The 23574-nt window shown below is 71.1% G+C and carries 18 protein-coding genes; 8 read left to right on the forward strand and 10 right to left on the reverse strand.

Annotation, left to right across the window (positions count from 1 at the left end):
- Nucleotides 1-232: 232 nt before the first annotated feature.
- From ACWEF2_RS04415 to ACWEF2_RS04435, 5 genes are all read right to left on the reverse strand, one after another.
- The gene (locus ACWEF2_RS04415; RefSeq protein ID WP_453811799.1) at nucleotides 233-1525 is read right to left on the reverse strand and encodes a homoserine dehydrogenase; all 1293 of its coding nucleotides are present in this window, start codon (nucleotides 1523-1525) and stop codon (nucleotides 233-235) included.
- A 94-nt stretch (nucleotides 1526-1619) separates the two neighbouring features.
- Complete coding sequence (lysA, locus tag ACWEF2_RS04420; protein WP_453811801.1) at nucleotides 1620-3002, reverse strand: diaminopimelate decarboxylase; 1383 nt, start codon at nucleotides 3000-3002, stop codon at nucleotides 1620-1622.
- A 220-nt stretch (nucleotides 3003-3222) separates the two neighbouring features.
- Nucleotides 3223-4035: a neutral zinc metallopeptidase gene (locus ACWEF2_RS04425; protein WP_453811803.1), complete on the reverse strand. Its 813-nt coding sequence runs from the start codon at nucleotides 4033-4035 to the stop codon at nucleotides 3223-3225.
- 34 nt (nucleotides 4036-4069) lie between these two features.
- Nucleotides 4070-4729 carry an anticodon-binding protein gene (locus ACWEF2_RS04430; protein ID WP_453811805.1) on the reverse strand — a complete coding sequence of 220 codons (660 nt, stop codon included), beginning with the start codon at nucleotides 4727-4729 and terminating at the stop codon, nucleotides 4070-4072.
- Nucleotides 4730-5102: 373 nt separating this feature from the next.
- Entirely contained in the window at nucleotides 5103-7076 is a 1974-nt protein-coding gene (locus tag ACWEF2_RS04435; protein ID WP_453811807.1) for a hypothetical protein, read from the reverse strand.
- A gap of 85 nt (nucleotides 7077-7161) precedes the next feature.
- On the opposite strand from ACWEF2_RS04435, the gene ACWEF2_RS04440 reads away from it, so the two are divergent.
- Nucleotides 7162-8823: an asparagine synthetase B family protein gene (locus tag ACWEF2_RS04440; protein ID WP_453811809.1), complete on the forward strand. Its 1662-nt coding sequence runs from the start codon at nucleotides 7162-7164 to the stop codon at nucleotides 8821-8823.
- A 558-nt stretch (nucleotides 8824-9381) separates the two neighbouring features.
- On the forward strand, nucleotides 9382-11070 hold the full coding sequence (gene treS / locus ACWEF2_RS04445) for a maltose alpha-D-glucosyltransferase (RefSeq protein WP_453811811.1): 1689 nt from the start codon (nucleotides 9382-9384) through the stop codon (nucleotides 11068-11070).
- Between the two features lie 44 nt (nucleotides 11071-11114).
- Here treS and ACWEF2_RS04450 read toward each other — a convergent pair whose 3' ends face one another.
- The 3 genes from ACWEF2_RS04450 to ACWEF2_RS04460 are packed head-to-tail and all read right to left on the reverse strand — an operon-like array spanning nucleotide 11115 to nucleotide 14713.
- The gene (locus ACWEF2_RS04450) at nucleotides 11115-13460 is read right to left on the reverse strand and encodes an ABC transporter permease (protein WP_453811813.1); all 2346 of its coding nucleotides are present in this window, start codon (nucleotides 13458-13460) and stop codon (nucleotides 11115-11117) included.
- A 3-nt stretch (nucleotides 13461-13463) separates the two neighbouring features.
- Nucleotides 13464-14210 carry an ABC transporter ATP-binding protein gene (locus ACWEF2_RS04455; RefSeq protein WP_453811815.1) on the reverse strand — a complete coding sequence of 249 codons (747 nt, stop codon included), beginning with the start codon at nucleotides 14208-14210 and terminating at the stop codon, nucleotides 13464-13466.
- On the reverse strand, nucleotides 14207-14713 hold the full coding sequence (locus ACWEF2_RS04460) for a PadR family transcriptional regulator (protein ID WP_453811817.1): 507 nt from the start codon (nucleotides 14711-14713) through the stop codon (nucleotides 14207-14209). Before ACWEF2_RS04460 ends, ACWEF2_RS04455 begins: the two co-directional genes overlap by 4 nt.
- Before the next feature lie 133 nt (nucleotides 14714-14846).
- Between ACWEF2_RS04460 and ACWEF2_RS04465 the strand changes: the two genes are divergently transcribed.
- The 6 genes from ACWEF2_RS04465 (at nucleotide 14847) to ACWEF2_RS04490 (ending at nucleotide 21115) form a co-directional block, all read left to right on the forward strand.
- A complete protein-coding gene (locus tag ACWEF2_RS04465) occupies nucleotides 14847-16109 on the forward strand; it encodes an ABC transporter substrate-binding protein (protein ID WP_453811818.1) in 1263 nt (420 codons plus the stop codon).
- A gap of 149 nt (nucleotides 16110-16258) precedes the next feature.
- Nucleotides 16259-17575 (forward strand): ABC transporter substrate-binding protein, encoded by a 1317-nt coding sequence (locus ACWEF2_RS04470; protein WP_453811821.1) that lies wholly within the window; start codon nucleotides 16259-16261, stop codon nucleotides 17573-17575.
- Nucleotides 17576-17587: 12 nt separating this feature from the next.
- Nucleotides 17588-19111: an ABC transporter permease subunit gene (locus ACWEF2_RS04475; RefSeq protein ID WP_453811823.1), complete on the forward strand. Its 1524-nt coding sequence runs from the start codon at nucleotides 17588-17590 to the stop codon at nucleotides 19109-19111.
- Nucleotides 19108-19983 (forward strand): carbohydrate ABC transporter permease, encoded by an 876-nt coding sequence (locus ACWEF2_RS04480; protein ID WP_453811824.1) that lies wholly within the window; start codon nucleotides 19108-19110, stop codon nucleotides 19981-19983. The genes ACWEF2_RS04475 and ACWEF2_RS04480 overlap by 4 nt, the downstream gene beginning before the upstream one ends.
- Before the next feature lie 78 nt (nucleotides 19984-20061).
- Nucleotides 20062-20739, forward strand: a complete 678-nt coding sequence (locus ACWEF2_RS04485; protein ID WP_453811826.1) for a uracil-DNA glycosylase — start codon at nucleotides 20062-20064, stop codon at nucleotides 20737-20739.
- Between the two features lie 37 nt (nucleotides 20740-20776).
- On the forward strand, nucleotides 20777-21115 hold the full coding sequence (locus tag ACWEF2_RS04490) for a hypothetical protein (protein ID WP_453811827.1): 339 nt from the start codon (nucleotides 20777-20779) through the stop codon (nucleotides 21113-21115).
- A 129-nt stretch (nucleotides 21116-21244) separates the two neighbouring features.
- Here ACWEF2_RS04490 and ACWEF2_RS04495 read toward each other — a convergent pair whose 3' ends face one another.
- Both ACWEF2_RS04495 and ACWEF2_RS04500 read right to left on the reverse strand, forming a co-directional pair.
- Nucleotides 21245-22015 carry an SAM-dependent methyltransferase gene (locus ACWEF2_RS04495; protein ID WP_453811829.1) on the reverse strand — a complete coding sequence of 257 codons (771 nt, stop codon included), beginning with the start codon at nucleotides 22013-22015 and terminating at the stop codon, nucleotides 21245-21247.
- A gap of 193 nt (nucleotides 22016-22208) precedes the next feature.
- Complete coding sequence (locus tag ACWEF2_RS04500; RefSeq protein WP_453811831.1) at nucleotides 22209-23498, reverse strand: cryptochrome/photolyase family protein; 1290 nt, start codon at nucleotides 23496-23498, stop codon at nucleotides 22209-22211.
- Between the last annotated feature and the right edge of the window lie 76 nt (nucleotides 23499-23574).

Consider the following 23574-nt stretch of genomic DNA (forward strand, 5'->3'; position numbering starts at 1 on the left):
CGCACCTCGGACATGACTCCGGCGTTCACTCCCGATCACTCATCGGAGTCACCGAGGGCATGGGATGCCACAGGAGGACCGGCTTCCTTTCCATCGCCGCACACGCGCTTCACTGTCGGCGGGGCCGAGCCCGGCCCCTGGTCGTTCCGGTGAGGACGGGGGACGCCCACCCGGCGGACGGGCCGGGTGGGGTCGGACGGGGCTCGGAAAACCCCTGCCTACGGGCCGCCATCTACGGAACGTCCTCGCCCTCGACGCGCATGACGCTCACCACGTCACGGACGATGTCCATCTCCCGCAGGCCCTCGATGGTGGCCGAGAGGGCGGCGTCGGTGGCCCGGTGGGTGACCAGCACGAGCTGGGCGTCGTCGCCGTGCCCCTCCTGCCGGACGGTCTGGATGGACACGTCCTGCTTGGCGAACATGTCGGCGACCCGGGCGAGCACGCCCGGCTTGTCGGCGACGTCCAGGGAGACGTGGTAGCGCGTGACGGTCTCGCCCATCGGGTGCACGCTGAGGTCGGCGTAGGTGGACTCCTCCGGCCCCCGCGTCCCCGCCAGCAGGTTGCGCGCCACGGCCACGATGTCGCCCAGCACCGCGCTCGCGGTCGGGGCTCCACCGGCGCCGGCGCCGTAGAACATGAGCTGCCCGGCGGAGCGGGCCTCCACGAAGACCGCGTTGTACGCCTCGCGGACCCCCGCCAGCGGGTGCGTCCTGGGGATCATGGCCGGGTGCACCCGGACGCCGAAGGAACGGCCGTCCTCGGAGCGGGCGCAGATCGCCAGCAGCTTGATGACGTAGCCCATGGCCTTGGCGCCGGCCACGTCCGTCGCGGTGATCTCGGTGATGCCCTCGCGGTGCACGTCGGCGGCGGTCACCCGGCTGTGGAACGCTATCCCGGCCAGGATCGCGGCCTTGGCCGCGGCGTCGAAGCCCTCCACGTCGGCCGTGGGGTCGGCCTCGGCGTAGCCCAGGGCCTGGGCCTCCTCCAGCGCGTCGGAGAAGGACGCGCCGCTGGAGTCCATCTTGTCGAGAATGTAGTTCGTGGTGCCGTTGACGATGCCGAGCACCCGGTGCACGTGATCCCCGGCCAGCGACTCGCGCAGCGGCCGGATCAGCGGGATCGCGCCCGCCACGGCCGCCTCGAAGTACAGGTCGGCGTTGTTGGCCCTGGCGGCGGCGTGGATGGTCGCGCCGTCCTCGGCGAGCAGCGCCTTGTTGGCCGTGACGACCGACTTGCCGCCGCTCATCGCGGACAGGATGAGCGACCTGGCGGGCTCGATGCCGCCGATCACCTCGACGACGATGTCCACGTCGTCCCGGGTGACCAGCGATTCGGCGTCGGTGGTGATCAGGGCCGGGTCCACCTCGGTGTCCCGGCGGCGCCCCGGCCGCCGCACGGCGACACCGGCGAGCTCCAGCGGCGCGCCGACGCGCGCGGCGAGGTCGTCGGCCTGCTCACGCATCAGGCGGATCACCTGGGAACCGACGACTCCGCACCCGAGAAGGGCGACTTTCAGTGCCATGTGGTCGCGCTCCCCGTCTTGTTGGTTCCGCGGCCGGCCTCTCCGGCCGTCCCGGCCGCTCCGCCCGTCCGGCGGTACGGCACTCCAGGTCGTTTCACGCTTGCCCTCTCAGCAGGTCGTCCTCGGTCTCACGGCGGACGATCACCCGGGACTCCCCGGCCTTGACCGCGACCACGGCGGGCTTGGGGAGGTAGTTGTAGTTGCTGGCGAGCGAACGGCAGTAGGCGCCGGTGCCCGCGACGGCGATCAGATCGCCGACGGCCAGGTCACGCGGGAGCCATAGGTCACGGATGACCATGTCGCCGCTCTCGCAGTGCTTGCCGACCAGGCGCGAGAGCATCGGCCCGGCCGCGCTCTCCCGCGAGGCCAGCCGCGCGGTGTACTCCGCGCCGTAGAGTGCCGTGCGGATGTTGTCGCTCATGCCGCCGTCGACGCTGACGTAGGTCCGCAGCCCCTCGACGTCCTTGACCGTGCCGACCTCGTAGAGCGTCACACCGGCCGGCCCCGCGATGGAGCGGCCGGGCTCGACGGTGAGCCTGGGCACCGGCAGACCGGCGGAGGCCGCCACGTTCACCACGATCTCCCGCAGGCTGTCGGCGATCTCCTTCACCTCGGGGGCGGTGTCGCCCTCGACGTAGGGGATGCCGTAACCGCCGCCGAGGTCGAGCTCGGGCAGGGCGATGCCGTGCTCCCGCTTGATCTGCACCAGGAGGGTGGCCAGGCGGCGGGCGGCCACCTCGAACCCGGCGGTGTCGGTGATCTGGGAGCCGATGTGGGAGTGCAGGCCGACGAGCTGGAGCTGGGGCAGCGCGATGACGCGCCGGGCCGCCTCGGCCGCGGCACCGCTGCTCAGCGAGAAGCCGAACTTCTGGTCGTCGTGGGCGGTGGCGATGAACTCGTGGGTGTGCGCCTCCACCCCCACGGTCACCCGGATCATGACCCGGGGCCGCCTGCCGTGCCTGTCGGCGAGGAGGCCCAGCCGGGTGATCTCCTCGAAGGAGTCGGCCACGATGTGCCCGACGCCGATCTCGACGGCCTTCTCCAGCTCGGCGAGCGACTTGTTGTTGCCGTGCAGGGTGATCCGCTCGGGCGGGAAGCCGACGCTCAGCGCGACGGCGAGCTCGCCCGCGCTGCAGACGTCGAGGCCGAGGCCCTCCCGCATGACCCAGCGGGCGACCTCGCGGCAGAGGAACGCCTTGCCGGCGTAGTGGACCTCGCCGTCGGCGAACGCCTCCCGGTAGTCGCGGCAGCGGGAGCGGAAGTCCTCCTCGTCCACGACGTAGAGCGGGGTGCCGTGCTCCCGGACCAGATCCCTGACGTCCACGCCGCCGATCGTGATCGAACCGTCGACGCGGTTCGACGTTCGCGGCCAGATGGCGGGGTCGAGCGTGTTCAGGTCGGCAGGTGCGTGCGGAGGGCGATCCTCGGGCAGCACTTCGGCGTGCCGGTCACCGGCGGGGTGGGCGAAGCGACTCACCCTATCGAGGCTATCGGACCCGCTGATCCCCATGGGACGGATGACCAAGGACCGAGACGCACTCCTCCGCAAACACGTGCTTTTTTTACGCTATTGGCATCCTTGTCAGGATATTTTTGCGTTTTACACTTATCCGGCAGTCAGGACCTGCGGGTCGGCGGGCGGTCCCGCGCGACGCGCGGGATATCCCGGGGGTATCCGGGGATATCCGGCGGGACGGTCAGGACACCTCGTCCGGCGGGGCGCTCCAGGTGTTGCAGGCCGCCATCGTTCCGCCGCTCTCCCCACGGGTTATCCACGCGGCGCTGCTGGTCCCCGAGCCGTGCGACCGCCGGTAGCCCTCCGCCTGGTCGTCCACGGCGTCGCTCTCGCCCTCGGCCAGCAGGCGCTGGTTCTCCAGGACACGTGGCTCGACCGTCCGCAGCGTCACCGCGGCCAGGCAGTCGGCCTGCAGTTCGAGCCGGCGCGACCACGCCTCGTCGAAGACCTCCGGACCCCGGTCCCCGGCCATCCCGCCGACCTCCTGGACGTGGTGGGCGTACTCGTGGGCGAGCGTGAACATCATCGGGAAGGACCGGCTCTCCTCGACCAGCACGTTGACCACGCGCCGGTCGGGACAGTAGATCCCGGCCCAGTCGTAGTCGTCGATCCCGCAGGCCGCCTCCCCCGGGTCGGCGACCAGCCGTACCTCACCGGGTGGCTCGTAGCCGACGTCGGCCTCCTTCAGCGTGGTGGCCCACATGCGGTCCAGGCAGCGCGAGAGGGCGTTCAGCGTCCTTCTGACATCGGCGTCGGGGTTGTCCGGCAGGGTGTCGCAGCGGGCGTCGATCGGGCCGGTGCCCCGGTAGAGATGGTGCGTGGCCGCGGCCGACCGGGGGGAGCCCGGCGCGGTCCCGATCAGTTCCTGGAGATCACCGCGGAGATAGGCCAGGCCACAGAGGACGACCAGGAAGGCGACGGCTGTCGGCAGCGCCCGCCGGACGATCCCGGGCCGCCGTGATCCACCGGCCGCCCAGCCCCGCGGACCGTTCACACGCCCTCCCAAATATTCTATTTTTCAGGGTTTATCACAGCCTGTCGGGCGCCGTCTCGCCAAATACCGCCAGCGTCTCGGCCAGCACGTCCCGTACGGCCCCGGCCAGCCGTACCCGGGCGGCATGGAGCGCCGTCGGCCCCTCCTCCCCCTTCGGCAGCGCGGGAGCCCCCTCGAACGCGTCGTGATAGGCCAGGGCGAGCTGCTCGGCGTAGGCCGCCCACCCCGGTTCCCGGCTCCGCCGCCTGCCGTGCACCTCGGCCAGCAGCCTGAGCACCGCCCGGTCCCGAGTGCCGTCCAGCAGCTCCGGCCGGAACTCCCCGCCGACGCCGAGCTCCGCGGCCCAGCGCTGTACGGCGACCGCCCGCCAGTGGGCGTACCGTACGACGAACCCGGGGTTGCGCCAGGTGCGGGGGAAGTCGGCCCACGGCGACGCCCCCGCCGGAAGCCGATCACCGGCCGGGCCGATCTCCGTCACCAGTTCCCCGGGCACGGACACCGCGATCTCCAGGAGCCCCCCGCCGGACACCCGGACGTCCGCGATCCCGGACAGCGCGCGCAACCGCGCCGCCAGCTCCTCGGGAGCCTGCCCACGGCGCAGCGCGGCCGAGGAGACGTACAGCGCCTCATCGGCCCACGTCCCTCGCGGGGTCGGCGGCAGGCCGAGGATCTCACCAAGCTGACCGGGCGTCACCCCTGGCAGCCTAGGTCCTGCCCCTCACCGGCCAGACGGGGTCAGGTCGAGGAAGGCCCAGCCGCCGCCGAGCCGTCCGACACCCCGCGCCGTGGTGAGGGATGAGCCGGCGGCGCCCCTCGAACAGGTCGGGCTGCCCTGCGCGGTGTGCGACCGGCCGATGCGCGGCGCCGGGCGGGAGCAGGGACGGATCATCCCCGCGCGTGCGGGGCCGACGGCTCGATCCGGGTTCTCCAGTGGTCGCGTTCCGGACCATCCCCGCGCGTGCGGGGCCCATTCACGGGCGTGCTGGAGGAGGCCCCCCGGAGCGGCCGATCCCCAGCCCGTAGAAACTACACCGATCGCCCGCCAACCGGGCGAGAAGAGGATCTCGTCAGATCAGGGCGTGCGGGTCCGGCGGTCCGTAGTCGACCAGTTGCGCCGAGCCGAGGAGCCAGCGGTCGCGGTCGCGGAGCCGGACGTACCCGAAGCGGTCCGCGGAGAAGACCTTGATCCCGTCCATACGGCACTGCCGCATCAGCACCTGGTCCCAGCCCTCGGAGACGTCGGCGAACCCGATCCCGCGCAGGACGGTACGGCGGGCCAGCAGGGTGGCCCCGGCGACCTCGGGGAGGTAGGAGTACTCGGCGGACGGCTGGCGCAGCACCGTCGCGGCGACGTCACGCAGGTGGGCGTAGTAGGCCGCCTTGCCCACGATGTCGGCCGTGGTGAACAGGAAGGGCCTGGCCAGGTCGGTCAGGTAGTGCTCGCCGTACCTGTCCTGGGCGTCCATGACCGCCACCAGGTCGCCCTCGCACAGGTCGAGGGCGCGGTTCAGCCGGGCTCCGACGGTGAGCTCGGGGTCGTGGCCGCGGACCACGACGTCCATCCGGTCGGGCAGCGCGGCCCTGGCCCGCTCCTCGGCGTCCTCGGCGTCCGAGAGCAGCACCAGCTGGACGACGCCCTTCTGCGGCACGACCTGGGCCAGGGTGTGGTCGAGGTCACCCCGGTCAATCATGATCACCGAGATGTCCAGAGTGGCGCGGGCGCTGGGGAGCCCGACCGCGTCCAGCAGGTCGTCGACCTTCTGGGTCATCGTTCCCGTGCCGTAGACCTGGCGGAGCGCCACATGGGCCCGGCGGGCGTCGGCACCCTCACCGGTGTCGGCATCGGCACCGGTGAGGCCGCCACCGGGCGTGGCGGGTTCCGCGCCCCGCCCGGCCCTCGCCGGGCGCGACGCCACGATCGGCGTGCCGCAGGCGGCCAGCTCGGCCATCCGCCAGGCGTCCGTGCCCGGTGGGCAGTCCACCGCCCTGGGCCACCGGTAGGAGGTGAGCACGTCCGGATACGACAGGTGCCCGGGGAGCAGTTCGTCCAGGGGGAGCACACGGTCGAACCGGTCTCCGGCCAGCGGCAGCGGGTTGTGCACCCGGGGCTGCACGGCGAACGGCAGCAGTCCCAGCGACGGCGGCCTGCGGCCCGGCTCCGGCTCGCGCGCCGCCAGGGCCGCCCCCCAGGCCCCCACGGACTTGGGCAGCGCGGTGACGACGTGCTCGAACAGCGCGGCGGCGGCCACGGAACGTTCTACCTCGCCGCCGGTGTGCCAGAAGACCGTGCGGATGCCCCGCTCGGCGCACCAGGACAGCAGCGTGCGCAGCCCCTCCCCCGGCTTGTCCAGCTCACCGGCCCACGGGCCGGTGGTGACCGACTCGACCAGCAGCAGGTGCGGGATCTCGGCGGCCAGCACCCGGGCGAAGTCCCTGGGGGTGAAACCGGTCGTCTGCCGCCACTCGTAGCGCAGCAGCGCCTCGGCGTGCGGTTCGGCGACGACGGCCGCGGTCAGGTGCGGACGGGTGTTCGGCCCGGTCGGGACGCGGAAGGGTTTGAGCTTGACCGACCTGCCACCCACCGTCCTGGTGGACGTGGTGGCCTGGAAGGACGCGCCGGGGACCGGCTTGGCCGAGGTCTTCTGCGGGACGGGCTGGCGTTTGGGCGCGCTCGGGCGCTTGGCGGGTTTGGCGGCTCCGCGAAGGCCGCGCGCCAGCCTCACCGGGTTGCTCTTGCCCGTCTTGATCGCGTCACCGAGGCGGGACCAGCGGGCCACCTGCACCGACGACAGCTTCCACTTCGCCACCTCGGCCTGGTAACGCTGCTCGGCCAGGTCCCTGCGGAGCTTCTCCTCGGCCGCCTGCACGGCTCGGAGCTGCTCCTCGGTCTCGGCCAGGCGCTCCTGGAGTCCGCGCAGCTCCTCGGTCGCCCGTTCCGCCTCGGTAGCCCTCGCCTGTGCCGCGTCCAGCAGGCGGGCCAGCTCCGCGGCCCGCTCCGCCTCGGCCATGGCCTCCCGCAACGCCAGCCGCGTGCTTTCCAATTGCCCGTCCGCCACGCCGTCCTCCGATTCGTGAGCCGGGCAAAGGATACCCTTTGGTCAATCGCGACACAGAGGAGTCAGCACGGTGCAGTGGCCGACGTTCAATGTGAGGCCGTACGTCTGCGGCGGCATCGGCCACCTCGACGAGGCCGCCCTGGAGACGCTGCGAGAGGCCGGCCCCCGGGTGAGACCGGCGCTGCGGACGCCCGAGGCCGCGCTGTTCAGCTCCTCTCCGCTGCCGCCCTACCGGCGGGACGAACGGACCTGGGCGTTCGCCTGGGGGGAACGCACCCCGGCGGGGGCCGCCACCTGGATCGGCGTGGCCGAGGAGTTCGAGACGCCCGGCTTGATCAACGACGGCAGGCGGATCGCGCTGCACGCCGGCGGGCTCGGCCTGGTGGACGTCTACTACCTGTTCAGGGACGGGGCGGTCTACTTCTCCTCGCTGCTGGAGCCTCTGCTGTCGCTGGCGCGCACGCCGTACGAGGTCAACTGGGACGCCTGGGCCGCGATCATCCAGCTGACCTTCCCGCTCCGCGATGACACCCCGTACGCGCAGGTCAAGCGGCTGGCCGGGGCCGGGGCGCTGGTCCTCGACCGGGCGTCGGGCCGGATCTCGACCGAGCGGAGGCTGCCGCGCTGGCTGCGCGAGGAGCCGTTCGAGGCGGGGTGTACGACACAGGAGCTGCTGGAGATCCTGCACGAGGTCTACAAGGAGTTCGACGGGCGGCCGCTGCTGGTGCCGGTCAGCGGCGGCTACGACTCGCGGCTGCTCTGCTCGGTCGCGGTGGCGCGGGACGCCGACGTGGAGTCGTGGACGACCAGCCCCGACGACGGCACCGACACCGACATCGCCTTCGCCCGCGCGATAACCCGTGAGCTGGGTGTACGGCACCGCGTGATCGCCCAGGACGCCTCGGCCTATCCCGAGGACGCGCTGGCGGCCGCGCGGCGGCTGGAGTTCCTCACCCCGCACCACGCCTGGTACACCCCGTTCGCCCGCGAGGTGCACCAGGCGGGCCGGACCCTGGTGGACGGGCTGGCGGGGGGGCCGCTGCTGAAGAACTTCATGGTCAGCGGGGCCGCGCTGGAGGCCTCCTCGGAGGCGGGGCGGAAGGCTGCGCTGCTCGGCTCCCTGGCGCTGGGCGCCCCGTCGGTGCCGTTCCTGTCCGAGGGGGCCTCGGCCTGGATCACCTCCTCGGTCGGCGCGGCGTTCGCCCAGTCGACCTCGATGCTGAACGGCCACCGGGCCGAGCTGCCGCTGTCGGTGCTGCACACCAGGACCGCCAGGGGCATCGCCCGCTCCCCGGTCAACCTGGTCGGCCCCGAGGTGTCGTTCGTGGCGCCGTTCATGCATCCGGCCTTCTTCGACGCCGCGCTCTCGGTGGGTGTGGCCCGCAAGGATCGGGGCCGGTTCTACCGGGAGCTGCTGCACGCGGCCAATCCGCGCGTCGCGGCCCTGCCCTCCACCAACGTGGTCAAGCAGCCGCTCCGCAGGGTCGCGCTGCGCTCGACCGCCGCGCCCGCCAGGGAGTACGGTCACCGGATGCTCTCCCGGGTCGCGGACCGGGTCCCCTCGCTGCTGTCGGAGCAGCTGCACGCGGTGGTGGCCGAGGGGCCGGACGCCCTGGCCCGGTTCAACGGCTGGAACGACCGGTTCTGGGTGCGGAGCCTGGTGCTGTTCGGGGTCTGGCTGGGCGACTACGAGGACCGGCTCCCCGAGCTCACCCCGCCGTGGGCGGCCTGACCCGCCTGGGCGCCCCATCGCTCCGCGGCCGGGACGCCCGCGCCGCCTCTTAGGTAAAACTTCGGACGCCCGGCGACGGGGTCGCCCGGGGCCGCCGTCGATCCCGCGCCCCGGAGGCCGCACCCGTGGAACCGGCCGGCGGGCGGGTGTTCCCGGGCGGTCCGCACCGGTCCGGGGGATCGGAAATCCCGGCGGGCACGGGCCTGCGTCCACGGGACGCTCCCGGGGCGGCGGCCGAGGTCAGCAGTGTGCCTGTCGCATGTTTCAGGAAAAAAAACGATAAGTAACAGCATGATTACGGGGGTACGGTGCGATGCCCGGGGAAATTCCGTGGAGCCCGGAGGGGGCTGTCCCGTCGAGGGGCTTCGAAGCACTCACACGGCTGGTAGTCTTCGGCCCAGAAAGCGCTACAACGGACGGCATCGAATCACAAATTCGGTCCGACCGAGGCCATGGAGTTCGTGGGGATGACGGCTCCCGCCGGCGCGGTCATCACACATCACAACCGGACAATCCGGTGACTTCGTCCTGCCCTTTCTCACTGTGAGCGAGAACACGATGAACGCATCCCCCTGCCCGGAATCCGTGCCCGAGGATTTCATCTCGGCCGATCCGCAGTGGTACAAGCGAGCGGTCTTCTACGAGGTGCTGGTCCGGGGGTTCAAGGACTCCAACGGGGACGGCACCGGAGACCTGCGCGGCCTGATCGAGAAGCTGGACTACCTCCAGTGGCTCGGCGTGGACTGCCTCTGGCTGCTCCCGCTGTACGAGTCGCCGCTCCGCGACGGCGGCTACGACATCTCGGACTACATGAAGATCCTGCCGGACTTCGGTGATCTCGGGGACTTCGTGCAGCTCATCGAGTCCGCCCACCGGCGTGGCCTGCGCATCGTCACCGACCTGGTGATGAACCACACCAGCGACAAGCACCCGTGGTTCCAGGCCTCGCGCCACGACCCCGAGGGCCCCTACGGCGACTTCTACGTCTGGTCGGACGACCCGGCCTCCTACCCCGACGCCCCGATCATCTTCGTCGGCGCCGAGGAGTCCAACTGGACCTACGACCCGGTCCGCAAGCAGTACTACTGGCACCGGTTCTTCCACCACCAACCCGATCTGAACTACGACAACCCCGCGGTGCAGGAGGCCATGCTGGAGGTGCTGCGGTTCTGGCTGGACCTGGGCATCGACGGCTTCCGCCTGGACGCGGTGCCGTACCTCTTCGAGCGTGAGGGCACCAACTGCTCCGGCCTGCCGGAGACCCACGCCTACCTGAAGAAGGTCCGCGCCGAGGTGGACCGCCTCTACCCCGACCGGGTGCTGCTGGCCGAGGCCAACGGCTGGCCCGAGGACGTGGTGGAGTACTTCGGCGACCCGTCCGTCGGCGGTGACGAGTGTCACATGGCCTTCCACTTCCCGCTCATGCCGCGCATCTTCATGGCCGTACGGCGCGGCAGCCGCGAGCCGATCTCCGAGATCATGTCCCGGACCCCGAAGCTCCCCGACAGCGCCCAGTGGGGCATCTTCCTGCGCAACCACGACGAGCTGACCCTGGAGACGGTCACCGACGAGGAGCGCGACTACATGCACGCCGAGTACGCCAAGGACCCGCGGATGCGGGCCTACCTGGGCATCCGGCGCCGTCTGTCCCCGCTCCTCGAAAACCACCGCGACCAGATCGAGCTGTTCACCGCGCTGCTGCTGTCGCTGCCCGGCTCGCCGGTCATGTACTACGGCGACGAGATCGGCATGGGCGACAACATCTGGCTGGAGGACCGCGACGCGGTCCGCACCCCGATGCAGTGGAGCCCGGACCGCAACGCCGGCTTCTCCCAGGCCGACCCCGGGCGCCTCTACCTGCCCGTCGTGATGGACCCGATCTACGGCTACCAGGCGGTCAACGTGGAGGCCCAGCAGCGGAACCCCGCGTCGCTGCTCCACTTCACCAGAAGGATGCTCCAGATCCGCCGCGACCACCCGGTCTTCGGTACCGGCCTCTACAACGAGCTGTGGTCCAGCAACCCGGCGGTGCTGACCTTCGTCCGCGAGGACGGGGGCGACGTGATGCTCTGCGTCAACAACCTGTCGAAGTATCCGCAGCCGGTGGAACTGGACCTGCAGCGCTTCGAGGGCATGACCCCGGTGGAGGCCAGGGGCGGGGTGCCGTTCCCCCTGGTGGGCAGCCTGCCCTACCTGCTGACCCTGCCCGGCCACGGTTTCTACTGGTTCTCCCTCACCCGCCGCTGACCCCCTCGGTGCGGCTCCGGCCGCACCGCTCCCCCGCCGGTCGCCTATCTCGCCGTCACCGGGACCTGGGCGCGGGCGGCCCTGCGCGCGGGGATCAGCGTGACCAGCAGGGCCGCACCGATCGCGGTGGCCACGGCCACGGCCAGGGTCGGCGGTGCGGGGGCGCGGCCGATGCCCGCGCCGACGCCGCTGGTCCGCCCCTGCAGGTCGATCAGTTCGCCGACGACCGAGACCCCCGCCAGGGTGCCCGCGATCACACCCAGCACGACGAGCAGCCCGGTCCCGGTGACCAGGGTGGCCGCCACCTGCCTCGGGGTGAGGCCCATGGCCTTGAGCACCGCCAGGTCCAGCGCGTGGTCACGCAGGCCGAGGGCGGCGGCGGTCAGCAGGTTGGCCAGGCCGAGCAGCGCGAGCACCACGATCAGCGCCACGATCACCCCCCGGATCACCGAGAGCCGTTCGGCCGGGTTGACCACCCGCTCGACCTCCAGCGCCTCGCCCGAGGCGGCCAGCAGCCGCGCCCGGACCGCCGCCGGGTCGGCCCCCGGCCTGAGCACCAGGCTGTAGAACTGCGGCGGCACCGCGTCCTTGGCGGCCAGGCTGTCCATGCCGAGGGAGAGCACCTCACCGTCCTGGTCGGGCTCCACCACCCGGCCCACGATGTGCACGATCAGCGGCGTGCCGCCGACGGTCATCCGGACGCGGTCGCCGATCTTCACCCCCATCAGGTCGAGCAGCCCCTGTCCCGCGACGGCCTCGCCCCTGGCGGCGAACATCCGCCCCTCCACCACCGAGAAGGGGTAGGGGGCGGCGGAGGTGCCCAGGGCGCGGGCCAGCACGCTCCGGGTCTGCTCGGGTTCCAGCGCGGAGACCTCGCTGCCGGGGTAGACCGCAGCCACCTCGGGGTCGGCCCCGGCGAGGCGGGCGGCGTCCTCGGCGGGGAGCTTGTCCGGGAGCACGGTGAGCGCCGCCGCCTGGCCCACCCGCTCGGGGTGGCGCAGGAAGTCGTCCAGGGTGGCCCAGCAGCCGAGCCCGATCGTGATCATCATCATCGGGACGGCGAGGCCGACGATGCTCAGCAGCGCGGGGGCGCGCCTGGTGAAGGCGTCGCGGGTGCCCAGGACGAGGGCGGGCGGCAGCCGTACCAGGAAGGCCAGCCGGGCCAGCCGCGACAGCCGTCCTCCCGGAGGGGAGGCGGCGGCCGAGGGGATGGGCGGCGTGCGACCGCCGCGCCAGGCGGGCAGGGCCACCGCCACGAAAACGGTCGCGGCGGTGCCGGCCGCGATCGCGAGCAGCGGGAGCGGGGAGAGCGGCAGGACCGGCATGCCGTCCAGCGCGAGGGCGGCGACGAGCCGCCCGCAGAGCAGCCCGGCGGCGATGCCGAGCAGGCCCAGCGCGCCGTGCTCCGCCATGAGCAGGCCGAAGATCTGGCCACGGGTGTAGCCGAGGGACTTGAGGGTGGCGATGTCCCGGGTCTGGGTGAGCACCCGGCCGCCCACCGCGTTGGCGATGGCCAGGGCCGCGGCGACCAGCCCGGCGACGCCGAACAGCGCGAGCAGCAGGCCGAGCAGCCGGTTGTCCAGCTCCATGGAGGCGCGGACCTCGCGCCAGGTCGACATGCGCTGGACCTGCCCCGCCAGCAGGGTGACCGCGCCGTGCACGACCGGCAGGGTGTCCTCGCCGTCGGCGAGCCGCAGCCCGGTGACCGACTCGCTGCGGCCCAGCGCGGGCTCGATCCCGGCGAGCGTGGAGGTCAGGGTCCAGGCCAGGCCCGGAGTCGCCTCGGGATAGAAGCCCTGGTCGGCGGTGTCTGCCAGGCCCAGCACGGTCAGCGGGTGCGAGGCGCCGTTGAGCGCGGTGACGGTGAAGGGGCCGCCCACCCGCAGGTCGAGCGCCTCGGCGAAGGACCGCTCGACGACCACCCCGTCGACGTCGCCGGCGCGCAGCCACCGGCCCCGGCGGACCAGGGGCACGGCCACCGGGGGAGGCGTCGGCTCCATCCCCCGCAGCGCCACCGGGGACTTCCCGCCGTCCATGGTGAGCATGACGGGGGCCGTCCGGTACGGCCCGGCCACCCGGACCACCCCGTGCAACCGTGACAGCGCGGCCACGTCGGGGGCGTCCCTGGTGTGGATCCACACGTGGGCGCCCCTGGACTCGGCGAACAGGCCCCGCCACGGATTGGTCCCGTCCTCCAGGAGCGTCGCCGAGGTGATGAGCGCCGTGACGATGCCCGCCACCACGAGCACGGTCAGCAGCGCCTGCCCCCGCCGCGCCCTGAGGTCTGCCCGGATCCACCTGACCGAGGCCCGCAGGGTGCTCACGTCCCGGCCCCCGGGCTCCGATCCGGCCCCGCCGGGCCGGGGGGGGACGTCGGGGGAACCGCGCATCGGCTATCCCCTCAGCTCGACGACGTCGCCCGCGGTGCCCCGCGGGCGGCGGCGGGTCGCGCCGATGACGCCGTCGTCGACGATCTCGCCGTCGAAGAGGGAGACCACCCGGTCGGCCAGACCGGCCACCCGGGCGTCGTGGGTGACCAGGACGACGGTCTGCCCGTCGCGGTGGACGTCGCCGAGCAGGCGCAGGACGTCACGGGTGTTGCGGCTGTCGAGGTTGCCGGTGGGCTCGTCGGCGAGGAGCAGGCTGGGCCGGTTGGCCAGCGCGCGGGCCAGCGCGACCCGCTGCTGCTCGCCGCCCGCGAGCTGGGCCGGGGAGGCGTCGGCGCGGTCGGTCAGCCCGAGCTCGCCGAGGAGGTACTCCCGGCGCTCACGGGCCTCGCGGGACGAGGCCCCCGCCAGCAGCGCGGGCAGCTCGACGTTGTCGGCCACGGTCATGTTGGCGACCAGGTTGAAGAACTGGAAGACAAAGCCGATCTTCTTCCGGCGGAGCAGCGCCCAGGCGCTCTCGCCCAGCGTGTCGGCCCGCCTGCCGTCCAGCCAGATCTCTCCGCTGGTGCGGGTGTCCAGGCCGCCGAGCATGTGCACCAGGGTGGACTTACCCGACCCCGAGGGCCCCATGATCGCGACGAACTCCCCCGAGGTCACCCGCAGGTCCACCCCCCGTACGGCGGGCACCGGCACGCCCCCGTTCTGGTAGATCTTGACGAGGTTGACCGTGCTGACGACGGGGGGTGGGCTCACAACAGGTCCTCCTGACAGCGTTCGAGCCAGTCGAGGTCGGCCTGCAGGTGCAGCATCGCCCCCTCGATCAGCAGGAGCGCGACGCGATCCCCGTGGTCGGTCCGCTCGGCGAGCTCGTTGAGATCGCGCATGAGCCCGAGGTAGTGACGCCGCTGACGGCTGATCAACGCCATCCGGTCGGCGAGGCCGGTCATCGGGGCCAGCACGAGTTTCATGAAGAACTCGTCACGGACCCTCGGCCCCTCGGCCGGCTCGTCGGCCCAGGCGTCCAGAGCCTCACGGCCCGCGGCGGTCAGGTAGTACACCTTCTTGTTCGGCCGGTTGGACTGCTCGACGTCCACGGCGCGGATCAGCCCGTCCTTTTCGAGGCGGCCGAGCGTGACGTAGATCTGCCCGATGTTCGGCGACGGGTACGCGCCGCCAAATATCTGCTCAAGAGACTGTTTCAGCTCGTATCCGTGGGCAGGTTCCTTCGCGAGGAGCGCCAGCAACGACAGCCTCACCCCGTCACCTCCTCGACATGCTCGTTACCTGAGCGTTACGGCACCATCCGTTGACGTCCACATTAACGCTGTGCATAACATGAATGCATCTACCTAACACGTATGTAATCCGTCCGAGGCGAGGAGGCAATCGATGCGTCGACCGCTTCTCGCCGCGCTCGCCGTGACCGTGACCGTGACGGCGGGCTGTTCGGGAGAGGTCGCGCGCAAGGCCGAGCGGCTCGGAGGGAACGGCCCGTTCACCCTCGTGATCGGGCGTGACACGACCGCCTACCTGCAACCGCTGCTCGACCGGTGGAACGAGGCGCACCCGGCGGAGCGGGCCACCCTGCTCGAACTTCCCGAGGCGGCCGACGAGCAGCGCGCGCAGATGGTCGCCAACCTGCAGGCCGGGAGCGACCGCTACGACGTGCTCGGCCTCGACGTGGTCTGGACCGCGGAGTTCGCCGACGCCGGCTGGATCGTGCCACTCGAACGCGGCCTGTTCCCGCTGGACCGGTTCCTGCCACCGGTGGTGGACACCGCGCTCTACCGGGGCAAGCTCTGGGCGGTGCCCTACACCAGCAACGCCGGGCTGCTCTACTACCGCGGCGACCTGCTCGCCAAGCAGGGCTTCAAACCGCCCAGGACCTGGGCGGAGCTGCGCGAGCAGGCCGGCGCGCTGCACGACAGGTACGGCATCGGCGGCTACGCCGGGCAGTTCCTGGCCTACGAGGGCCTGACCGTCAACTTCACCGAGGCCGTGCAGTCGGCGGGCGGGCAGATCCTCAGCCGGGACGGCACCCAGGTGACCATGGACGTGGCGAAGGCGAAGACCGCCCTCGACTTCCTGGTCGGCGGGTTCCGCGAGGGGTGGATCCCCCGGGAGTCGCTCTCCTTCAAGGAGGAGGAGTCGCGGCTGGCCTTCCAGGAGGGCCGCCTGGCCTTCGCCCGCAACTGGCCGCACGCCTACGGCCCGGCCACCACCTCGGCGGTCGCCCACAAGTTCGGCGTCACCCGGCTCCCGGGACGGAGCGGCCCGGGAGCCGGCACGCTGGGCGGGGTCAACCTCGCCCTCAGCGCCTACTCCAAACGGCAGAAGTCCGCGGTGGAGTTCATCCGCTACTTCACCGGCCTGGAGAACCAGCGCCGGGTGCTCGTCGACGGCTCGTTCCCACCCGTGTGGACCGAGCTGTACGACGACCCCGGCCTGATCAAGCGTTTCCCCTACCTCCCCGTCCTCAAGCAGAGCATCCTCTCCGCCAGGCCGAGACCGGCCGGCGCCAACTACAACCAGGTGAGCCTGGTGATCGCCAGTGCGGTCTCCAACGCGCTCACCCCACCCTTCAAGGAGTCGGGTGACGACGTTGTCACCTCCATGAAAGGCCAGCTCAACGAGATCATCCGAGCTCAGTGACCCGGGGCGGCCCTCCCTGCGAGCCGCCGTCCCGCCGGCCGTCCGCGTCAGCCCACGTCAGCCCACGTCGATCCGTCGCCCCCCTCTCTCAGCTTCTCTTCCCCGATGCGCGCATCGGGGGCTCCACCGGCACAGGAGGTCTGTTCAACATGCGTAAATCCATCGCCGTGGTGACGATGTCGGGACTGGCGCTTGCACTGGCCGCGTGCGGCCAGGCGGAGTCCCCCGCCCCCGCCGCGACCGGCGGCACGTCCACCCCCGCGGCCAAGCCCCTGAACGGTGTGACCGTCGAGGTCGCCGCCAAGTGGACCGGTTCCGAACAGGCCAACTTCCAGGAGGTGCTCAAGGCGTTCGAGGCCAAGACCGGCGCCAAGGTCACCTACGCCTCCACCGGCGAGGACACCGGTGCCTACCTCGGCCCGCGCATCCAGGGTGGCAGCCCCCCGGACATCGCGATCCTGCCCCAGCCCGGCCTGGTCCAGCAGTACGCCAAGGAGAAGGCCCTCAAGCCGCTCGCCCCCGAGGTGCAGAAGCAGATCGACGACAACTACACCCCGTACTGGAAGGAGCTCGGCTCCGCCGAGGGCCAGGTCTACGGCGTGCTGGTGAAGGCGGCGCACAAGTCGCTCATCTGGTATCGCGACCAGGCGTTCCAGGACGCCGGGGCGCAGCCGCCCGCCACCTGGGACGACCTCGTCAAGACCGCCCAGACGATCGCGGACTCCGGCACCCCGCCCTTCTCCCTCTGCGGCGCGTCCGGCTGGACCCTGACGGACCTGTTCGAGAACGTGTATCTGTCCAGCGCGGGCCCGGAGAACTACACCAAGCTCTCCAAGCACGAGATCCCCTGGACCGACCCCACCGTGACCACCGCGCTGAAGAAGATCGGGCAGCTCGTCGGCAAGAAGGAGTTCCTGCTCGGCGGCCCCTCCGGGGCCCTGCAGACCGACTTCCCCACCTGCGTGACCCAGGTCTACGGCCAGGACAAGTCGGCGATGGTCATCGAGGCGGACTTCGTGGCCACCTCGGCCGAGCAGTCGGGCGCCAAGCTGGGCGAGGAGGCCAAGTACTTCGCGTTCCCGAAGGCCGGCGAGACCGAGCCGGTCGTGCTGGGCGGCGACATCGCGGTGGCGCTGAAGGACTCCAAGGGGGCCATGGCGCTGCTTGAGTTCCTCGCCTCCAAGGAGGGCGGCGAGATCTGGGCCAAGCTGCCCGGCTACCTGTCCCCCAACCGCAACGTCTCACCGGACAACTATCCGGCCGAGCTGACCAAGAAGCTCGCCCAGACGATCATCTCGGCCGGTGACGCGGTCCGCTATGACATGTCCGACCTCGCGCCCAGCGCGTTCGGCGGCACCGAGGGCAAGGGCGAGTGGAAGCTCCTGCAGGACTTCGTCCGCGACCCCTCGGACATCGCGTCGATCCAGAGCAAGCTTGAGGACGAGGCCAAGAAAGCCTGGAAGTAGGGGGGACAGGCCGTGACCGACCGGTTGGACGGCCCGCAGGGTCCGCGCGGCGACGGCGACGCCGCCCGCGGGCCCTCCTTGAGACCGCACGACACCCCCGAGACCCCTCCCGCCCTGGGCACCGAACCGGACACCGAATCCGGCGCCGAGCCGGGCTCCGGCCCGAACGACGGGTCACCGGCTCCGGCCGCCGCGCCCGGGGTCCCGGCCGGGAGGCCGGCCTCGCCTGGAACGGCCCCGGGCCGCACCGGGAGGCTGGGCCCGTCCCCCGGGCTGGCGATCCTCTTCCTGCTGCCCGGCGCGGTCGTGCTCGGCGCGATGGTGATCTATCCGATCGTCTACTCGGTCTTCCGCAGCCTCTTCGACGCCGGCGGCGGCACCTTCGTCGGCGCCGAGAACTACGCGTCGATCTTCAGCGACTCCTCCACCCTGACCACGATCAGGAACAACCTGATCTGGGTCGTGGTGGCCCCGGCCCTGGTCACCGTGATCGGCCTGATCTTCGCGGTGCTAACCGAGCGGATCCGCTGGGCGACCGCGTTCAAGCTGATCGTCTTCATGCCGATGGCCGTCTCCCTGATGGCCTCGGGCGTCATATTCCGGCTGGTCTACGAGCAGGCCCCCGACAGGGGCGTGGCCAACGCCGTGATCACCTCGGTCCGGGACGTCTTCGGCTCCGACGGGGGCTACCCGGACGCCCGGCCCAGGGAGAACGACGAGGCGCCGGTCACCGCCCAGGACGGCGCGGTGGTGACCAGGCGGCCCGCCGGCCCCGGGCAGGCCGTGCTCATCCCGCTGGTGGGCGTGAAACCGGGCAGCCTCGCCTCCGCGGCGACGGCGAAGACCGTCCAGCCGGGCCCCGGCGAGCTGGCCGGCACCGTCTGGGTGGACTTCACCCAGGGGGGCGGCGGCACGCTCAACCAGGTGGACGGCACCGAGAAGGCCCTGGCCGGGGTGACGGTCGAGGCGGTGCGGAACGGCGCCGTCCAGGCCACCACCGTCACCGGGGCCGACGGGACCTTCCGCTTCGCCGGTCTGGCCCCGGGTGACTATCTCCTGCGGCTGCCGCGGTCGAACTTCGAGGCGGCCTTCAACGGGGTCCCCTGGCTCGGGCCGACCCTGATCACCCCGGCGATCATCGGGGCGTTCATCTGGGTATGGGCCGGTTTCGCCATGGTGCTGATCGCGGCCGGGCTCTCGGCCATCCCGCGTGACGCGCTGGAGGCGGCCCGCATCGACGGGGCCACCGAGTGGCAGGTCTTCCGCAAGATCACCGTCCCGCTGCTCTCCCCGGTGCTGCTCGTCGTCTTCGTCACGATGATCATCAATACCCTGAAGGTCTTCGACCTGGTCTTCGTGATCGCTCCGGGGTCGGTGCAGCCGCAGGCCAACGTGATCGCGCTGGAGATGTGGCGGGTCTCGTTCGGCGGGGGCGGCAACCAGGGGCTGGGCAGCGCGCTGGCCATCTTCCTGCTGGTCCTCGTCCTCCCGTTCATGATCATCAACATCCGCCGGTTCAGGAGGGACAACCAGTGACGACCTCCACCGCCGGCACTCCGCGGCGCGGCGCACTCGGCCGGATCGTCGACCGGGTCGGCGGCGGCCTCGTCCAGGCCGTCCTGGTGCTGATCGGCGTGTTCTGGCTGGTTCCCACCCTCGGCCTGTTCGTGGTCTCGATCCGCGACGAGGCGGCCAACAACTCCACCGGCTGGTGGACGGTGTTCACCAAGCCGGCCGAGCTGACCCTCAAAAGTTACTCGGACCTGCTGGCCACCGGGTTCACCTCGTCGTTCTGGAACACCGTGTTCATCACGGTGCCCACGACCGTCCTGGTGATCGGCATCGCGGCGATGGCGGCCTACGCCTTCGCCTGGATGGAGTTCCCCGGCAGGGACGCGCTCTTCCTGGTCGTGGTCGGCCTGCTGGTGGTGCCGGTCCAGATCGCGCTGATCCCGATCGCGAAGCTCTACGGCACGCTCGGGATCTTCGGCTCCATCACCGGTGTGGTGCTCTTCCACACCGCCTTCGGTCTCCCCTTCGCCATCTTCCTGCTCCGCAACTTCTTCGCGGGCATTCCACGCTCGCTGCTTGAGGCGGCGCGGATGGACGGCGCGGGCGAGTGGAAGATCTTCTCGACCGTGGTGTTCCCGCTGGCCAAGCCCGCGGTCGCCTCGCTCGGCATCTTCCAGTTTCTCTGGGTCTGGAACGATCTGCTCGTCGCGCTGGTCTTCGCTGACGCCGAGAACCAGCCGATGACCAAGGCTCTCCAGTCTCAGATGCGACAGTTTGGTACCAACATCGACATTCTCGCTCCCGGTGCCTTTCTGTCGCTAATTATCCCGTTAGTCCTGTTCTTCGCATTTCAGCGATATTTCGTACAGGGCATGATGGCGGGATCGGTGAAATAAAGGGGCAGGTCCGGTACGGCTCGCACCGATTTCCGGTGCCAGCCGTACCGGGTCTCAAACCCCGATAGGGTCTTCCGCATGGCCGCACGTCCTTTAAACGAAATCGTGGAAGCCGGGTGGGCCGAGGCCCTCGAACCCGTTGCCGGGAAGATCGCAGAAATGGGTGACTTCCTCCGGGGGGAGGTCGCCGAGGGCAGGCAGTACCTCCCCTCGGGAGCCAACGTGCTCCGCGCCTTCCAGCAGCCCTTCGACCAGGTCAAGGTCCTGATCGTTGGACAGGACCCCTACCCCACACCGGGCCACCCGATCGGCCTGAGCTTCTCGGTGGCCGCCGACGTGCGCCCGATCCCGGGCAGCCTTCGCAACATCTACAAGGAGCTCACCGAGGACCTCGGGCTGCCGATGCCGAGCAACGGCGACCTGACCCCGTGGACCGAGCAGGGGGTGCTGCTGCTCAACCGGGTGCTCACCGTCGCGCCGGGCAAGCCCGCCTCGCACCGGGGCAAGGGCTGGGAGGAGGTCACCGAGCAGGCCATCAAGGCCCTCGTCGCCCGCGACCGGCCGATGGTGGCGATCCTGTGGGGCCGGGACGCCCGCTCGCTGCGCCCGATGCTCGGCGACGTCCCGGCCGTCGAGTCGGCCCACCCGAGCCCCCTGTCGGCCCGCAGCGGCTTCTTCGGCTCCCGCCCCTTCAGCCGCGCCAACGACCTTCTCCAGCGGCAGGGCGCGGCACCGGTGGAGTGGAAGCTCCCATAGTCCGATCATCCCCCTCCAGGGCACTAGGATTTCCACCATGAGTGATGAATCGGACACCGAACGCTATCTACGCCTGACCGTTGAGCTGACCGTGGAGGTGCGGGACATCGCCGCACTTCAGAACGCCGCGTTGAAGGAGATCAACCACCCGGACGCCGATCTGGACGATGACGAGCGCAGGGAGCAGGCGGAGATGGTCTCCGCCGACGAGAGCGGCGCCAGCGCGTTGCAGTGGCTCATCGAGCCGGACCACGTCCTGGGCCTGATCGAACACATCGAGCAGGTCGAGCCCCGGGAGGCCGTGCTGGGTGTGGAACCCTCCGAGGCTCCCTCGGAGGAGGACGACGACGAGCACGACCACGGTCACGACCACTGAGATCGGTCACCGATCTCGCAGCCTTCCCCGGAGGCCCGGAGCCGGCCTTCCAGATCGAAGGCCGGGTAAACCCCGGCGCCTTCGGGGACGGCCCCGGGTTCCCCCGGCCGGCCGCGCGCCAAAGACCGGTCAGACCTTGTGGCCGACCCCGGCCCAGCCGAGGATCTGAAAACGCCTGAGCGCCCCGGCCGAGATGAACCTGCCGCTGTCCAGGATCTCGAAGTCGCCGAAGAACTCCTTGATCTCCTTGAGACTGCGGGGAACCACGCCGGACGGGGTCCGCGCGTAGACCTGCCTCACCCTGTCGGTGTCCTTGCCGCGGTCCTCGGTCGAGGACAGGTGGCTGAGCACCAGGTAGCTGCCCGGTGCCATCATCTCCCGCAGCTTGGCGACCTCGGCGTAGGGGTCGTCGAGGAAGTGCAGGACCGCGACGAGGAGGACGGCGACCGGCTCGGCGGGGACGATCAGCCCCGTCTCCACGGCGTCGCTCCAGATCTCCCCGGGAGAGCGGAGATCACCCTCGATCATGGCGACCGTGGGGGCGCCGGCGAGCAGCGCCCTGCCGTGCACGCAGACGACGGGGTCGTTGTCGACGTAGACCGTACGGGCCTCGGGAAGGACCGAGGTGGCGACCTGGTGCACGTTGTCACGGGTCGGCAGGCCCGCGCCGATGTCCAGGAACTGGTGGATGCCCGCCTCGCTCACCAGGTGCCGGACCGCGTTGCCGAGGAACTCCCGGTTGAGCCGGACCCCCTCGCGGGACTCGGGGAACGCCTTGAGGATCTGCTCGGCCGCCTGGCGGTCGGCGGCGAAGTTGTCCTTGCCGCCGAGCATGTAGTCGTAGATCCTGGCCACGTTGGGCGTGTTGACATCGATACCGAAAGGATATTGATCGCTCACGGCCACCACCTCGCCCTGCCACTGATCGTGGTAGCCGTAGATCGGCTCAATCGCAAATGATAGCCCAACCGGGACATCGGGAACTTGGAACGGGAACACAGGACTCGCCGCCCATCTCCTCGGTGTACGGCGGCCCACCGCGCCACGGTCCGTGTTCCGTTCCGTCCGCCTCCCCACGCGGCGAGGAGGGGCGTCAGTCCATCGAGACCAGTGGCGGAGGATAGCCGCCGATCCCGGCGGGCAGCCGCCACGGCTCATGGAGCGTTCTCGTCGGTACGGCCTCCAGTTCCGGTAGGTAACGCCGGATGTACTCCCCGCGAGGATCGAACCGCCTGGCCTGCCGGACCGGGTTGACGACCCGATTCGGCCGGGTGTCGTTACCGGTCCCGGCCACCCACTGCCAGTTGCCGTAGTTGTTGGGCACATCCCCGTCGAGCAGCAGCTCGAAGAAGTGCGCGGCCCCCACACGCCAGTCCACCCGTAACCGTCTGACCAGGAACGACGCCGCGATCATGCGGGCCCGGTTGTGCATCCAGCCCTCGGTGAGCAACTGGCGCATGCCCGCGTCCACGATCGGCACCCCGGTTCCGCCCTCCTTCCACGCCTGCGCCGCGTCCCCGTCGTCGTGCCACTCCTGCCCTCGCGGGCGGTAGTCGTCCCGGTTGATGCGGGGGAAGGCGGACGTCACCTGGTGGAAGAAGTCGCGCCAGCACAGCTGCCTGACGTAGTCGTCGCCACCCCCGCCTTCGCCGCCGGAGAGCGAGGCCAACTCCAGCGGTGACAGGCAGCCGAAGCGCAGGTAGGGGCTGAGCCTGGAGGTGCGGTTCCCCGCGAGGTCGTCGTGGCCGTCGGCGTAACCGGCCACGGAGCACTTCAGCCACTGCGCCATCCGCTCTCGTGCCACCGTCTCACCGCCCCTGAACAGCCTGGGCGCGAGCCGCCCCGGCACGGGCAGCGGGCCGGCCTCCACCTGTGGGGGGACGGGCACGACATCCGGCGCGTCCAGCACCTCCCGGCGCCGACATCCGTTCCAGGCCCGCCAGTAGGGGGTGAAGACGCGGTAGTGGTCGCCACCGCCGGAGGGTCTGAGCGCGCCGGGCGGCACGACCGTCACGCCGGGGAAGGTACGGAACCCCATCCGGTGCCGTCCGCACTCCTCGGCCAGCCGCCGTTCCCTGCGCCGCGCGAGCGCGCTGACGTCCTCACCGGTGTAGACGGCCTGGGCCGACAGCTCGCCGGCCAGCCGCAGCGTCTCCGCCACCGGATCGCCCCACCGGATCAGCAGGTCACCACCCCGGCCGCGGAGGGATTCGCGCAGGTCGGCGAGGCAGTCGGCCAGAAAGCCGGTCCGGCGGCCGAGCGCCAGGGCGGGATCGACCACGAACAGCGGGGCGACACGGCGGGCGTCCGCGCACGCGGTGGCCAGCGCCGGATGGTCGTGCACCCGGAGGTCACGGTTGAACAGCACGATGACGGTGTCCATCACAGCCTGGTCTTCGCGGCTCCGCCCCCCGGTGGTTGCATCCACCGGGACCGCGGACGCGAAAGAAGGTCCGGGA

This window comes from Streptosporangium sp. NPDC004631 (genome assembly GCF_053601935.1).

Excerpts from the sequence above, each read along its gene's own strand:
- ACWEF2_RS04415 (WP_453811799.1), bottom strand. The coding sequence starts at position 1,525 with ATGGCACTGAAAGTCGCCCTTCTCGGGTGCGGAGTCGTCGGTTCCCAG.
- treS (WP_453811811.1), top strand. The coding sequence starts at position 9,382 with ATGAACGCATCCCCCTGCCCGGAATCCGTGCCCGAGGATTTCATCTCG.
- ACWEF2_RS04450 (WP_453811813.1), bottom strand. The coding sequence starts at position 13,460 with ATGCGCGGTTCCCCCGACGTCCCCCCCCGGCCCGGCGGGGCCGGATCG.
- ACWEF2_RS04465 (WP_453811818.1), top strand. The coding sequence starts at position 14,847 with ATGCGTCGACCGCTTCTCGCCGCGCTCGCCGTGACCGTGACCGTGACG.
- ACWEF2_RS04470 (WP_453811821.1), top strand. The coding sequence starts at position 16,259 with ATGCGTAAATCCATCGCCGTGGTGACGATGTCGGGACTGGCGCTTGCA.
- ACWEF2_RS04485 (WP_453811826.1), top strand. The coding sequence starts at position 20,062 with ATGGCCGCACGTCCTTTAAACGAAATCGTGGAAGCCGGGTGGGCCGAG.
- ACWEF2_RS04490 (WP_453811827.1), top strand. The coding sequence starts at position 20,777 with ATGAGTGATGAATCGGACACCGAACGCTATCTACGCCTGACCGTTGAG.
- ACWEF2_RS04500 (WP_453811831.1), bottom strand. The coding sequence starts at position 23,498 with ATGGACACCGTCATCGTGCTGTTCAACCGTGACCTCCGGGTGCACGAC.